A 12897-nucleotide genomic window follows, 5' to 3' on the forward strand; every position below is an offset into this window, starting at 1 on the left:
TCGCAACTCACCGCCGTGCGAGCGTGCGTCGGATGCGATCAAGCAGGTCAGTCGCGTGGTCGAGGTCTCGTCGGCTCACCTCGATGACGATCCAGCCGTCTGCCTGCAATCGCGATCGGCGGACCATGTCCGCCTGCTGTCGCTGCGGATCATGGTGAAACGCACTCTGGTACTCAATGATGATCTTGCGCGCGGGATCGACCAGATCCCCTCGATATCGGTGACCGTCGCTCGTAGCGACCCAGACGTTCGACTGGAACTGCCCCAGTCCGTTGGAGACGAGAAGTACTCGGAGGTGCGACTCCCTGCGCGACTCCGACCCCTCATCGAGCAGGTCCCAGGCCGCACGAGCGCGCTTCACTCCTCGCTGCCCCGTGCGCGCCAGGATCTCGTCCTGCAACGCGGCTCGGCTCGTCAGCGGCCGTCCGCCAAAGATGAAGTGGTCCCCGACGGCGACGAGATCGCGAAGCGATAACTCCGCCGCGATATCGACCCAGGTCGCGGCGGGGCTGGTCACGCGGATGCCGTGAATGGTCGTGATCATCGTCGGACGCTCACGTCGTACGCTGCCCCGGAGCCCTCGCCCGGTCGGCGCAGTTCCCGCGGTCACCGCAACGTGGACGAGCCGGGATGCCGCCTGCTGGGGCAGTGGCGCATTCCACAGCTCCGCCGCGGTGAGTCCCACGAAGAAGGCATCGGGGGGAACGCGCTTCGCGAGGGCAGCGCAGAGAACGTCGACCGATAAGTCTGACGCCGTCGCGAGGTGCACTCCGCGGAACGGTGACTCGAGGTCCGACCCGGCTAGCCGTCCGCGCCCGACCCCCTCCGCGCGTGCCTCGGCGGTCGTGAACGGAGCGGCCGCGAGAGCGGCGGGGAGAGGGATTCTAGGGCGCACTCCCAGACAGTGCGGGATCGACCCATCCGCTCACCGACGCTGGAGCGATTCCGGGGAAAACCGTCACCCTGACCCAGTCATGGGGACTCGCGAGTTGCGAGTTCCGCACCTTCCGGCGCGGAATCGGCAGCGAGAAAGCTGCGAAACTCGCAACTCGCGGGCGGCTCCTACGAGAACAGGCGCTGCAGGCGCTGGATGCCCTCGAGCAGCGGTGCGTCGCCGAGAGCGTAGGAGAGCCGCAGGTAGCCGCTCGGACCGAACGCCTCGCCCGGGATGACCGCGACCTCCGCCTGGTCGAGGATGAGGTCGGCGAGCTCGAGCGACGTGGTCGGAGTGACCCCGCCCCACGGCCGGTTCAGCAGACCGCGGACATCCGGGTACACGTAGAAGGCGCCCTGCGGCGTCGGGCACACCACGCCGTCGATCTTCGACAGCTCGGAGACGATCACGTTGCGGCGCTGCTCGAAGGCCTGCCGCATCCGCTCGACCTCGTCCTGCGGACCGGTGAGAGCCTCGATCGCGGCGCGCTGGGAGATGTTCGACACGTTCGATGTGAGGTGCGACTGCAGGTTCGACGCGCCCTTGATGACGGCGGCGGGCCCGACCATCCAACCGAGGCGCCAGCCCGTCATCGAGTACGACTTCGCAACGCCGTTGACGAGCACGGTGCTGTCGGCGAGCGCGGGCACGGCCTCCACGATCGACACCGCGCGGATGCCGTCGTAGACGAGGTTCTGGTAGATCTCATCGGTGAGCACCCACAGGTCGTGCTCGAGCGCCCACTCGCCGATCGCCTTCGTCTGCTCGGGCGAGTACACGGCACCGGTCGGGTTGGACGGCGACACGAACAGCAGCACCTTCGTGTTCGGCGTGCGCGCGGCCTCGAGCTGCTCGACCGTGACGAGGTAGTCCTGGTCGGCGCCCGCGAACACCTCGACCGGGATGCCCCCCGCGAGCTTCACCGCCTCCGGGTACGTCGTCCAGTACGGGGCGGGCATGAGCACCTCGTCGCCGGCGCCGACGATCGTCGCGAACGCCTCGTAGACGGCCTGCTTGCCGCCGTTGGTGACGATGACCTGGGACGCCGCGACCTCGAGCCCGGAGTCGCGCAGCGTCTTCGCGGCGATCGCCTCCCGGAGCTCGGGCAGTCCGGCGGCGGGCGTGTAGCGGTGGTTCTTGGGGTCCCTCACGGCCTTCGCGGCGGCCTCGACGATGTTCGCGGGGGTGGGGAAGTCGGGCTCGCCCGCGGCGTAGCTGATCACGGGCCGGCCCTCGGCCTGCAGCGCCTTCGCCTTGGCGTCCACCTTGAGCGTGGCGGACTCGGCGATGGCAGCGATTCGAGGGGAGATGCTGGGGGTCACGGCATCAAGTCTAGACGCGGGCCTCACGCACGAGACCGGGTGGGGTTGACGTCCACCCACCCGGCCTCGTGGTCTATCCGGCTAGACCTCGGCGACTGCCGCCGGGTGCCGCCTCTTGTAGTCCGCGTACGCGAGGATCGCTCCCGCCACGAGGAGGGCCAGGACCAGCTGGATGAGCATCGCGACGCCCACCCCCGTCATGGCCAGCGTGCCGGCGTTGCTGCCGCCCGGGAACGGGTTGCCCGGGGTGCAGTTGCTCGTGCACGGGTCCTCCGGACCGCCGGGGCCGCAGTTCACCTGGCAGCCCGGGTCGACGACGTCGGTGACGTTCGGTCCGACGGTCGCGGCCGCGATGTCGAGGGATGCTGCGCCCCCGAGCACCGTCACGCGCACGGCCGTCTGGGTGAACATCGAGCCCTCATCCGTCGTCGACAGCTCCTTGAGGTTGACCTTCACCGAGAGGATGTCGGTGAGCACGGTGTGCACGCTCGTGTCACCGAGCAGTCCCTCCGTCGCGGGGTCGACGAGTCCGGTGTTGAGGGCGTCGATCAGGTCGCTCACGGTGCCGTCGTGATCGAAGAGCCCGTCGGCGAGGCCGTCGGCGAGAGCATCCACCACCAGGTCGACGTCGAGGTCGGTGGTGACGGTGCCGCCCAGCAGCGAGAGGTTCGCGGTCGCGGTGGCCGCCGCCCCGTCGAGCAGCTCGTCCACGGTTCCGGCGACGTGCACGTCGACCGTCGACTGCAGGCTCGGCAGCAGGGTGTCGACGAGGTCGCACACCGTCTCCGTGGTCCACCCGATGATGTCCTTGTGGATGGGCGGCGCGATGCTCTTGCCGAGCAGTCCGCCTCCACCGAGGAGCCCGCCGCCCCCGCCGAGCAGCCCGCCGTCCCCGAGGAGGCCGCCTCCGCCGAGGAGGTCGTCGATCACTCCGTCATCGCCGAGCAGGTCGCCCACGATCGGCACGTCGACGAGTCGGCACACCTCCTGCTGGGTGCTGCCCTGCGGGGTGAGCACATCGAGGGTGGCGCGCACGTCGACCGTCGCGTCGTTGAGCGCCTCCCGGACGCGGTCGACGATCTGGTCGGCGAGGGTCGAGACGGTGTCGGTGATGCTGTGCAGCACCTGGCTGATCACCGCGTCCTGGAGGAGCTCGGTGCCCTCCGGGAGGTTGTTGAGGTGACCGCCGAGCAGCGCGTCGAGGTCGACGGTGACGGTGCCGCTCTCGAGGTTGAAGCGAACGGACCCGTCGCCGTAGGCGTCGGTGAGCAGGGCATCCACCGCTTCGTGGATGTCGGCGTCGATCGTCACGGAGACGTTCGCCGAGCTGCCGACGACCCCGAGGATCGGGTCGAGCACTCCGTCGACGGCGTTGCCCAGGATGCCGTCATCCGAGCTCAGATCGAGCAGCGACTGGTCCACTTGCGCGAGTGCCGCGTTCACCTTCTCCGTGAGCTGACCGATCGCGGGGCTCGAGAACGTGAGGTCGGCTCCCGCGAGGCGGTAGTCGCCGGTCGCGGTCGTGAGGTTCGCCTGCGCCTCGGCCGCGACGGCGTCGAGGCTGAGCGAGAGGTCGGTGAGGATGGAGGAGTAGCCGCTCGCGATGATCGAGTCGAGGTCGAGGCTGAGGTCGCCGCCGCCTCCCGTGCCGATCTCGCCCGCACCCACCGCGCCGTCGCTGCCGATGGCTCCGGCGGCGGCGTACGAGGTGCCGTCGGCGTTCGCCTGGGCGTACTGCCCGACGGCGCCCGCGTCGATCACCGACCCGAGGTCGAGCTGCACGCCGTCAGGGTCTTCGATCGAGATCGAGTCGAGCACGGTCGCGCCGAGCGGGTCCTTGGCGGACTGGGTGGATTGGGTGCCGTCGTTGTAGGCGACGGCCGGGTCGAGCGCGACGACGCTCGCGAGGTCCGCCCCGGCGAGTGATCCGGAGAGGAACTGCGCCTCGGCGTACGAGCTGGTCACCTCGACGGCGCCTGCGGCGGTGGGGAGTACAAGGATGCCCGCCGCCGTGAGGGCGACGGCGCCGAACGCGCTCCCGACGCGTCGACTCAGAGTTCTGCGGATGAACACGGTCTTCTTCCTTCCCGATCCTGTAGGGGAGTGGGGAAGCAAGGATCGCCAGTGATCTCAGTTCGGGTCTTGAGGCTTAGTGATTCCCAGCTTCACCTAACCTGCGGTGTATTGACTTGTGCGGCGGGTGGCCCCGTCACTGGTGAGACTGGACTTCGCGTCGCCTATGACGCGGCTCTCCGAGGAATTTTTCGATCGCTCGGGATGCCGTACACTGGGTCGAGGTAGTGGAAATCTGCCAAGCTTTAGCGCGCCTTCAGGGCGGTTGCGAGAGTGGTTTCCCCACCGAAGGGCGGTGGCTCAATTGGTAGAGCAGCGGTCTCCAAAACCGCAGGTTGCAGGTTCGAGTCCTGTCCGCCCTGCAAGTCCCCCCGCGTGAGCGGGAGGCAGACCAGAAGGTAGTGACGAGTGGCGAGAAAAGTCATCGACGAGCCGAGTGAGGATGTCGTCGCCAACGCCCGCAAGGAGCGTGCCGAGCGGCGTGGCCCCTTCAGCCGGTTCGCGCTGTTCATCCGCCAGGTCATCGCCGAGCTGCGCAAGGTGGTCACCCCGACTCGTCGGGAGCTGCTGAACTACACGCTCGTCGTGCTGGTGTTCGTGGTCATCATGATGGCGATCGTCACCGGCCTCGACACCGTGTTCAGCCTGCTGGTCAACTTCCTGTTCGGTGACCCGTCTGCCGTCACCGGCTAGCAGTCTGACTCCGGCGGCCGAGCTGCCCGAGTACCAACCGAAAGAGAATTCACGTGACTGAGAACCCCCGCGACGACTTCGAGATCGCGACGGCCGCCGAGCAGTCCTCGGAGGACGACGAGGCGCAGACGGGCAACGTGCTCGCCGCCGCCGAGGTCTCCGAGGAGTCCGCCGAGCACCAGGCGATCCACGTCGTCGACGACGACGAGGACGACCAGGACCCCGACCTCGCCGGTCTGCTCGAGGCGCTCGACGCTGCCATCGACCCCGAGGCGGACGCGATCGTCGACGACGCGCTCGACATCGACTCGCTCGAGGAGGCCGACGCATCCGTCGCCGCGCTCGACGACGAGGCCGCCATCGAGGCGGAGCTCGAGGCCGAGGAGGAGCCGGAGGTCACGCCGTACGACGGACCGGAGCTCGGCGACGACGACGACGACGAGGCCGACTCCGAGGTCGACCCGTACGAGGAGTTCAAGAACGAGCTGCGCGGCAAGCCCGGCAAGTGGTACGTCATCCACTCCTACGCCGGATTCGAGAAGCGCGTGAAGCAGAACATCGAGAACCGCAAGGTGTCGATGGCGATGGAGGACTACGTCTTCCAGGTCGAGGTCCCGATGGAGGACGTCGTCGAGATCAAGAACGGCCAGCGCAAGCTCGTGAACCGCGTGCGCATCCCGGGCTACGTGCTCGTGCGCATGGACCTCAATGAGGACAGCTGGTCGGTCGTGCGTCACACGCCGGGCGTCACGGGCTTCGTCGGCAACTCGCACAACCCCGTTCCGCTGCGCTTCGACGAGGCGTTCAACATGCTCAAGAGCCTCGTGCAGATCGTCGAGGCGCCGGCAGCCAAGGGCTCGGCAACGAAGGGCAAGGCCGCGGCGCGAGTCATCCCCGCCGAGATCGACTTCGAGGTCGGCGAGACGATCACCATCAAGGAGGGCTCGTTCCAGGGCCTCCCCGGCACGATCAGCGAGATCAAGCCCGAGAGCGGCAAGCTCACGGTGCTCGTTTCGCTCTTCGAGCGTGAGACTCCGGTCGAGCTGTCGTTCGACCAGGTCACAAAGCTGTAGCTGCTTTTCCACGAAGGGGCGCTCCGGATGACCGGGGCGCCCTTCGTCGTCGGTGCGGGCATCCGGCCCCCCCCGTCCCTGCCGCCCTTCCCCGCCCCTGCTGCCCTTCCCCGTCGCGCGGGAGTTGCTGCGCTCCGCGGGTGCTCCAGCACCCGCGCGCCGCAGCATCTCCCGCGCTACCGGTGCGGCGCGATCTCGCGTACTATAGACAGGTTGTCTGCCCGGGTTCGGGCGGCAGCCACGAACCGCGCCCGACCGGGCGGCGGGAGAGTGGGGCATCCGGCCCCGTTCGACGAGAGAAGAGAATCATGGCACCCAAGAAGAAGGTGACGGGGCTCATCAAGCTCCAGATCCAGGCCGGCGCCGCCAACCCTGCGCCGCCCATCGGCCCCGCGCTCGGTCAGCACGGCGTCAACATCATGGAGTTCTGCAAGGCGTACAACGCGGCGACCGAGTCGCAGCGCGGCAACGTCATCCCGGTGGAGATCACCGTCTACGAGGACCGTTCGTTCACGTTCATCCTCAAGACGCCCCCGGCCGCCGAGCTCATCAAGAAGGCCGCCGGCGTGCAGAAGGGGTCGTCGACCCCGCACACCGTGAAGGTTGCGAAGCTCACCAAGGACCAGGTCCGCGCGATCGCGGAGCAGAAGATGGTCGACCTGAACGCCAACGACATCGAGGGCGCGGAGAAGATCATCGCGGGCACCGCCCGTTCGATGGGGATCACGGTGGAGGCGTAATCATGGCGACGAAGTCCAAGGCATACCGCGCCGCCGCGGAGAAGATCGAAGAGGGCAAGCTCTACACCCCGAGCGAGGCTGTCGCCGTCGCGAAGGAGACCGGCTCGAAGAAGTTCGACTCGACCGTCGAGGTCGCGCTCAAGCTCGGCGTCGACCCCCGCAAGGCCGACCAGATGGTGCGCGGCACCGTCATCCTCCCGCACGGCACGGGCAAGACCGCCCGAGTCATCGTGTTCGCGACCGGCCCCGCGGCCGAGGCGGCCATCGCGGCCGGCGCTGACGAGGTGGGCGGCACCGAGCTCATCGACAAGGTGGCCGGCGGCTACACCGCGTTCGACGCGGCCGTCTCCACCCCGGAGCTCATGGGCCAGGTCGGTCGACTCGGCAAGGTGCTCGGCCCCCGCGGCCTCATGCCCAACCCGAAGACCGGCACCGTGACGCAGGACACCGCGAAGGCCGTGTCCGACATCAAGGGCGGAAAGATCGAGTTCCGTGTCGACAAGCACGCCAACGTCCACTTCGTGGTCGGCAAGGCGGGCTTCTCGGCGGACCAGCTCACCGACAACATCAAGGCCGCGATCGACGAGATCGTGCGCGCCAAGCCGTCGAGCTCGAAGGGTCGCTACATCACGAAGGGCACCGTGTCGACGACGTTCGGCCCGGGCATCCCGCTCGACGTGAACAGCCTGGTCTAACCAGCACGCACTGCAGAGGAGGGGGTCGACTTCGGTCGGCCCCCTTTTCGCGTACCGTGAGTTGCGTGCTGATCCGCCCTGCCCGGCCCGACGACGCGGCCGCCCTCTCCGAGCTCGCCGCCCTCACCTTCCCGCTCGCGTGCCCGCCGGATGCCCTCCCCGAGTCGATCGCGGAGTTCATCGCCAGCACCCTCACGCAGGCCCACTTCGAGGGCTACCTCGCCGACCCCGATCGTGAGCTCTTCGTTGCGGACGAGGAGGGTGCGCTCGTCGGCTACACGATGCTCGTCCACGGTGAGCCGTACGACTCGGACGTGCGGGCGGTCGTGACGGCGCGGCCCGCCACCGAGCTGAGCAAGGTGTACGTGCATCCCGACCATCACGGCGCGGGGCTCGCGGCGCAGCTCGTCGAGCGCTCCGTCGCTGCGGCGCGCGCTCGCGGTGCCGTCGTCGTCTGGCTCGGCGTCAACCAGCAGAACGAGCGAGCGAACCGCTTCTACGCGAAGCAGGGCTTCGAGCGCGTCGGCACGAAGCGCTTCAAGGTGGGCGCGCGCTTCGAGGACGACTTCGTGAGGGCGCTCGCCCTCTAGCGCGCCGTGCGGCTAAGGTGAACCCGACTAACGTCTGGGGAGGAACCATGCGCTCGCGACTCGCTCTCATTCCGGCGCTCGCCGTGGCGGCCGTCGTCACACTCGCAGGATGCTCGGCTCCCGCTCCCGACCCGGGTGCCGTCGACCTCGACCCCTCCGCGACGGAGGACCCCAGTGGCCCGGATGCCTCGGGCGGCGGCTGCCTCGTCGGCACCTGGGAGCTCGACGGCCAGCGCAACGCCGAGCAGCTGCAGGAGAACTTCGCCGCGAACGGCGCGGAGATCAGCGCGACGTCGGTCGAGGGCGGCGTGACGCTGACCATCGACGACGCCACGATGACCTACGACTCGGACATCACATACACGATGACGGGCGACATGCAGGGCCTCGAGATCGTCATCGTGCAGAACCAAGCGGGTGTGAGCAGCGGGTCGTGGTCGGAGGCCGACGGCGTCGTGACCTTCTCCGACTGGTCGAACGGCATCGCGGTCGGAAACACGGTGACGATCGGCGGCGTCGCGACGGAGTTCCCGATCGAGATCCCCGAGGACCTCGGCTCGGGCACCGACATGGATGTGACGTGCTCTGGCGACTCGCTCGAGACGAAGCCGCAGCAGAGCCCCTTCACGGGGTACTGGTCGCGCGTCGGCTAGTGCCGCGCTACCCGTCGGAGACCTTGAGCACGACCTTGCCGCGGGTGTGACCCGACTCGAGGGCGCGGTGGGCGGCCGCCGCATCCTCGAGCTCGAAGACCTGGTCCACAAACACGCGTACGTCTCCCGAGTCGAGGAGCCGCGAGATCACGGCGAGAGTCGAGCCGTCGGGTGAGACCCGGAAACCGGTCGAGCGCATCCCGGCGGCGGTCGCCTCCTCCGTCATGGTCGGCCAGCTTCCGGTGGGCACGGTGACGATGAGGCCGCCGGGCTTGAGTGCGGCGAGGGAGCGCGAGCCCGTGTCATCCGCTGCGTTGCCGATCAGGTCGATGACGACGTCGGCATTCGAGACGACGTCCTCGAAGCGGGTCGCGGTGTAGTCGACGAATTCGCGCGCGCCCAAGTCGCGCAGCCAGTCCTCGTTGCGCGGGCTGCCGGTCGCGATGACGTGGCCGCCGAAGAACGACGCGAACTGCACGGCGAAGTGGCCGACGCCCCCCGCGCCGGCGTGGATCAGGATGCGCTGGCCCTCGTGAGCCTTGGCGACGTCCACCACGGCACCCCAGGCGGTGAGCGCAGCAAGCGGCACCCCCGCCGCCTCGACGTGCGACAGGGCGCGGGGCTTGCGGGCGAGGAACATCGCCGGCACTGCCGCGTACTCGGCGTAGGCGCCCGCGATGCGCGGCACCATCGTCATGCCGTAGACCTCGTCGCCGGGCTTGAGCGGGTGCGACTCGAAGGGGGACTCGACGACGATGCCGCTGAGGTCGTTGCCCAGGATGGCCGGCCACGAGGGAATCTGGCTGGACACGCCCTTGCCCGAGCGGGTCTTGACGTCGATCGGGTTCACTCCTGCAGCCACGACCTTGACGACGAACTCGGCGTTGACGCGAGTGGGCCGCGCAACCTCGGCCAGGCGCAGGACATCTGCCTCGCCCGTCTCGTCGATGACGACGGCCTTCATGGTGCTCATTGCTCTCCCCGCACGTGTTCCCCACACAGTAAATGGTGTGAATGATTCGGCGTTGTTACGGCAAGGTCACCGCGCTGCTAACTTTTGATTCGTGCCCGCCGAGTCCCCGCCCGACCGCAATCCCCGGGTGCGCGTCGAGGAGGTGCGACTCCTCAGCGACAACTGGTATCGACTGCACACGACGACCTTCGAGTACCTCGGCGACGACGGCGAGTGGTCGACCCAGAGCCGCGAAACCTACGACCGCGGCAACGGCGCGACGATCCTGCTCTACGACGCCCAGCGACGCACGGTGCTGCTCACCCAGCAGTTCCGGTACCCGGTGTATATCAACGACCACCCCGACGGCGTCATGCTCGAGACCGCGGCGGGGCTGCTCGACGACGACGATCCCGAGACGGCGATCCGCCGCGAGGCGATCGAGGAGACCGGGCATCAGGTCGGCGAGGTCACGCACGTCTTCGATGTGTACATGAGCCCGGGCTCCGTCACCGAGCGGCTCCACTTCTACGCCGCGCCCTACGACAGCGCGACCCGTCGGCACGCCGGCGGTGGGCTCGCCGACGAGGGCGAGCACATCACGGTCGTCGAGCTCGGCATCGACGAGGCTCTCGGGATGATCGAGGACGGGCGGATCCAGGACGCGAAGACGATCATGCTGCTGCAGTGGTCGGTGTTGAGGGGCCTATTTGCGCAGGGCTGAGTTCGCCGCCGCCGTCGGCGGGAGCATCCTGGTTCTCGTCGCTCTCGCGCTCATCTGGGGAGCGCGGCTGACGATCCCGCGCGAGCTCTACGTGAGCGAGCTCGGTGCGGTGGGGATGCCCACCGCCGCCGTATTCGAGGTGGCCCTCCTCCTCATCGTCGCGGGCGGGAGCGCCGTCGCGTGGGCGGGGCGGAGCATCCGGTCGTCGGTTCGCGTACTGAGCGCGTGGACCCCCGCGATCTCGCTCTGGATCGGCTGCGCGCTGTTCCTCTTCGCGTCGCAGGTGACGTGCACGAGCGGGTGCCCGCTGCCGTACGGTCCGTCGTTCACGTGGCAGGACTTCCTGCACACCCTCGCTGCCGTGCTCGCGTTCGCGGCGGCGTGCTGGGCGATGCTGCAGACCTCGTTCGCGAGGTCGCACCCGCTGCTGGCCGGCCTGTCGATGGCGACGGGCATCCTGGTCGCGGTGATCGCGGCGACCGGCGGCCTGTTCTCGCTGTTCCGGTTCCAGGTGGAGCTCGGCAGCCGCTTGGAGTTCGTGGCGACGACCCTCGCGATCGCGTGGCTCGTGATCGTCGGGGTGGTGCTCGCGGTGCGCGCCGCGCGGGCGACTCCCGCCTCAGCGGCGCAGGAGGCCGAGCAGCTGGTCGGCTAGCCCCACGAGCACGTGGATCTCGTTGTCGTCGCGTTCGACCCACTGCCAGCGCGGCTCGGCGGCGATCGGTACGAACCCCTCGTGCTGCTCCCACACGACGAGGGTGCGCTCGGCCCCGAGCACGTACTGCTGCCACCACACCTGCCGCAGATAGGAGCGGGGGATGCTTCGCCACGGCTTTCCCGTGGTCTTGATCTCCGACAGCACGACCGCTCCGCCCTGCACCGCCACCCCGTCGGGGGTCGCGAGGTGCTGCGGGTTCCCGTCCGCGTGGAAGAGCGTGGTGCTCGGCGGGATGCCGTGGGTCGCGCGCACCCACCGGGCGATCTCCGGCTCGCGGGCTCGGCCGTGGTCGGTGAACGCGTTACCGGTGAAGCCGGAGCCGAGCAGCTTGTCCCGCGCGACCGACCGAACGGCGGCGAGGCTCGACAGCCGCGCCGCATCCGTCGCCGTCACCCCGCGACTGCGGGCGCGGATCCACGCGACGCGATCCTCGGCGTGCGCGACGACACGGTCGAGGTGGGTCGTGACGGGCCGCTCCCAGAGGTCGAGCTCGGGCTGGTAGGCGGTCACCGGTCCATTGTGCCCCGGCGCACCGACGGTACCCTCCCCGGCGCACCGGAGGTGGTGTCAGCGGGCGAGGAGGGCCGTGACGCCATCGGTGGACAGGGCCTCGTCGCGGGCGAGCACTCCGGCGCCGATGACGCCCGCGCGGTCGCCCGTGACGGATGCCTCGAGCCCCACCTGGCGCGCGGCCTCCGGCAACGCGGGGTCGTAGAGCACCGCGCGCACGCCGTCGACGAGCGGAGGCAGCGCGAGCGTGCTGCCGAGCACGACGGTCGCCGGGTTGATGAGGCTCACGCACGACAGGAGCACTTCGCCGAGGTCGCGACCGGCCTGCTGGAGCGCGGCGGTGGCTCGGGCATCCCCGCTCCCGACGAGCGTCGCGACGTCTTCGGCGGTGGCGACTCCGAGCGCGCGAGCGAGCGCTCCGCCGGAGGCGAGCGCCTCGAGGCAGCCCTCCTTGCCGCACGAGCAGCGCACACCCGTGCCGCGCGCGACGCGCACGTGTCCGAGGTCGCCCGCGGTGCCGCGCGCCCCGCGCTGCAGTCGACCGCCCGAGACGATCCCCGCGCCGATACCGGTCGCGATCTTGATGAACAGCACGTCGTCGGTGTCGGGCAGTGCGACGGTGCGCTCGCCGACGGCCATGATGTTGACGTCGTTGTCGACGAGCGCCGGGATGCCCAGCTCCCGCATCGACCAGGCGGGCACGTCGAAGCCGTCCCACCCGGGCATGATGGGAGGCTGCAGCGGGCGCCCGGTGGCGTGCTCGACGGGACCGGGCAGGCCGATGCCGAGGGCGATGAGGTCGGACTCGGCGCGACCGAGGCTGGAGAGCAGCGCGCGAGCGGTGGCCGCGACGTCCTCGAGCACGGCGTCGGGACCGTCGGCGATCGGCCGTACGTGCATCTCGAGGGCGAGGACGTTGGCGTCGAGGTCGAGCACGGCGACGCGCTGGTGGCGCGCTCCGCAGTCGACGGCGAGGATGAGCCGCGCCCCCGGGTCGATGGCGAACCGGTAGGCCGGTCGCCCGCCACTCGACACGGCGTCGCCCACGGGACGCACGAGTCCCACGCCCACGAGCTCGTCGACGCGCAAGCCGACGGTGGATCGGGCGAGCCCGGCGAGCTCCGCGAGCTCGGCACGGGTGCGCGGCACCCCGTCGCGCAGCAGCTGGAAGAGCTCGCTCGCGCCCGAGGGCGGGGCGGGAAGGGTCATTTCGTCAGTAA

General features: G+C 69.4%; 14 protein-coding genes and 1 tRNA gene. 9 read left to right on the top strand and 6 right to left on the bottom strand.

Features of this window, described 5'->3' with window-relative positions; translation table 11 throughout:
• Positions 1-7 precede the first annotated feature (7 nt).
• From Q5716_RS01640 to Q5716_RS01650, 3 genes are all read right to left on the bottom strand, one after another.
• A complete protein-coding gene (locus Q5716_RS01640; protein ID WP_305001347.1) occupies positions 8-544 on the bottom strand; it encodes a hypothetical protein in 537 nt (178 codons plus the stop codon).
• A 518-nt stretch (positions 545-1062) separates the two neighbouring features.
• The gene (locus tag Q5716_RS01645) at positions 1063-2256 is read right to left on the bottom strand and encodes a pyridoxal phosphate-dependent aminotransferase (RefSeq protein WP_305001348.1); all 1194 of its coding nucleotides are present in this window, start codon (positions 2254-2256) and stop codon (positions 1063-1065) included.
• Positions 2257-2337: 81 nt separating this feature from the next.
• Entirely contained in the window at positions 2338-4329 is a 1992-nt protein-coding gene (locus Q5716_RS01650; protein WP_305001349.1) for a choice-of-anchor G family protein, read from the bottom strand.
• 289 nt (positions 4330-4618) lie between these two features.
• Here Q5716_RS01650 and Q5716_RS01655 point away from each other — a divergent pair.
• The 7 genes from Q5716_RS01655 to Q5716_RS01685 all read left to right on the top strand — a co-directional run bounded on the left by Q5716_RS01655 (position 4619) and on the right by Q5716_RS01685 (position 8773).
• Positions 4619-4691, top strand: a tRNA-Trp gene (locus Q5716_RS01655).
• A gap of 46 nt (positions 4692-4737) precedes the next feature.
• The gene (gene secE, locus Q5716_RS01660) at positions 4738-5022 is read left to right on the top strand and encodes a preprotein translocase subunit SecE (RefSeq protein WP_305001350.1); all 285 of its coding nucleotides are present in this window, start codon (positions 4738-4740) and stop codon (positions 5020-5022) included.
• 53 nt (positions 5023-5075) lie between these two features.
• Positions 5076-6095, top strand: a complete 1020-nt coding sequence (gene nusG, locus Q5716_RS01665) for a transcription termination/antitermination protein NusG (RefSeq protein ID WP_305001351.1) — start codon at positions 5076-5078, stop codon at positions 6093-6095.
• 308 nt (positions 6096-6403) lie between these two features.
• On the top strand, positions 6404-6835 hold the full coding sequence (gene rplK / locus Q5716_RS01670; protein ID WP_179493805.1) for a 50S ribosomal protein L11: 432 nt from the start codon (positions 6404-6406) through the stop codon (positions 6833-6835).
• A 2-nt stretch (positions 6836-6837) separates the two neighbouring features.
• Positions 6838-7530 carry a 50S ribosomal protein L1 gene (rplA, locus tag Q5716_RS01675; RefSeq protein ID WP_305001352.1) on the top strand — a complete coding sequence of 231 codons (693 nt, stop codon included), beginning with the start codon at positions 6838-6840 and terminating at the stop codon, positions 7528-7530.
• Positions 7531-7595: 65 nt separating this feature from the next.
• A complete protein-coding gene (locus Q5716_RS01680) occupies positions 7596-8120 on the top strand; it encodes a GNAT family N-acetyltransferase (protein ID WP_305001353.1) in 525 nt (174 codons plus the stop codon).
• Between the two features lie 47 nt (positions 8121-8167).
• On the top strand, positions 8168-8773 hold the full coding sequence (locus Q5716_RS01685; RefSeq protein ID WP_305001354.1) for a hypothetical protein: 606 nt from the start codon (positions 8168-8170) through the stop codon (positions 8771-8773).
• Between the two features lie 7 nt (positions 8774-8780).
• Here Q5716_RS01685 and Q5716_RS01690 read toward each other — a convergent pair whose 3' ends face one another.
• Positions 8781-9746, bottom strand: coding sequence for an NADP-dependent oxidoreductase (locus Q5716_RS01690; protein ID WP_305001355.1), 966 nt, complete (start codon positions 9744-9746; stop codon positions 8781-8783).
• 91 nt (positions 9747-9837) lie between these two features.
• Between Q5716_RS01690 and Q5716_RS01695 the strand changes: the two genes are divergently transcribed.
• Both Q5716_RS01695 and Q5716_RS01700 read left to right on the top strand, forming a co-directional pair.
• A complete protein-coding gene (locus Q5716_RS01695; RefSeq protein WP_305001356.1) occupies positions 9838-10449 on the top strand; it encodes an NUDIX domain-containing protein in 612 nt (203 codons plus the stop codon).
• Positions 10436-11104 (top strand): DUF998 domain-containing protein, encoded by a 669-nt coding sequence (locus Q5716_RS01700; RefSeq protein ID WP_305001357.1) that lies wholly within the window; start codon positions 10436-10438, stop codon positions 11102-11104. Before Q5716_RS01695 ends, Q5716_RS01700 begins: the two co-directional genes overlap by 14 nt.
• On the opposite strand, the gene Q5716_RS01705 is transcribed toward Q5716_RS01700, so the two are convergent.
• Together Q5716_RS01705 and Q5716_RS01710 are read right to left on the bottom strand one after the other, a co-directional pair.
• Positions 11069-11677, bottom strand: coding sequence for a YqaJ viral recombinase family protein (locus tag Q5716_RS01705; RefSeq protein WP_305001358.1), 609 nt, complete (start codon positions 11675-11677; stop codon positions 11069-11071). The two genes, Q5716_RS01700 and Q5716_RS01705, sit on opposite strands and share 36 nt — an antisense overlap.
• Before the next feature lie 57 nt (positions 11678-11734).
• On the bottom strand, positions 11735-12886 hold the full coding sequence (locus Q5716_RS01710; protein WP_305001359.1) for an ROK family transcriptional regulator: 1152 nt from the start codon (positions 12884-12886) through the stop codon (positions 11735-11737).
• Positions 12887-12897 lie beyond the last annotated feature (11 nt).

Origin of the sequence: Antiquaquibacter soli (genome assembly GCF_030580675.1) — a bacterium.
Taxonomy (GTDB): Bacteria; Actinomycetota; Actinomycetes; order Actinomycetales; family Microbacteriaceae; genus Rhodoglobus; species Rhodoglobus soli.

What these genes read in the sequence shown, in the direction of transcription:
- Q5716_RS01710 (WP_305001359.1), bottom strand. Translation starts at nt 12,886, where the DNA reads ATGACCCTTCCCGCCCCGCCCTCGGGCGCGAGCGAGCTCTTCCAGCTG.
- rplA (WP_305001352.1), top strand. Translation starts at nt 6,838, where the DNA reads ATGGCGACGAAGTCCAAGGCATACCGCGCCGCCGCGGAGAAGATCGAA.
- Q5716_RS01685 (WP_305001354.1), top strand. Translation starts at nt 8,168, where the DNA reads ATGCGCTCGCGACTCGCTCTCATTCCGGCGCTCGCCGTGGCGGCCGTC.
- rplK (WP_179493805.1), top strand. Translation starts at nt 6,404, where the DNA reads ATGGCACCCAAGAAGAAGGTGACGGGGCTCATCAAGCTCCAGATCCAG.
- Q5716_RS01690 (WP_305001355.1), bottom strand. Translation starts at nt 9,746, where the DNA reads ATGAGCACCATGAAGGCCGTCGTCATCGACGAGACGGGCGAGGCAGAT.
- Q5716_RS01640 (WP_305001347.1), bottom strand. Translation starts at nt 544, where the DNA reads ATGATCACGACCATTCACGGCATCCGCGTGACCAGCCCCGCCGCGACC.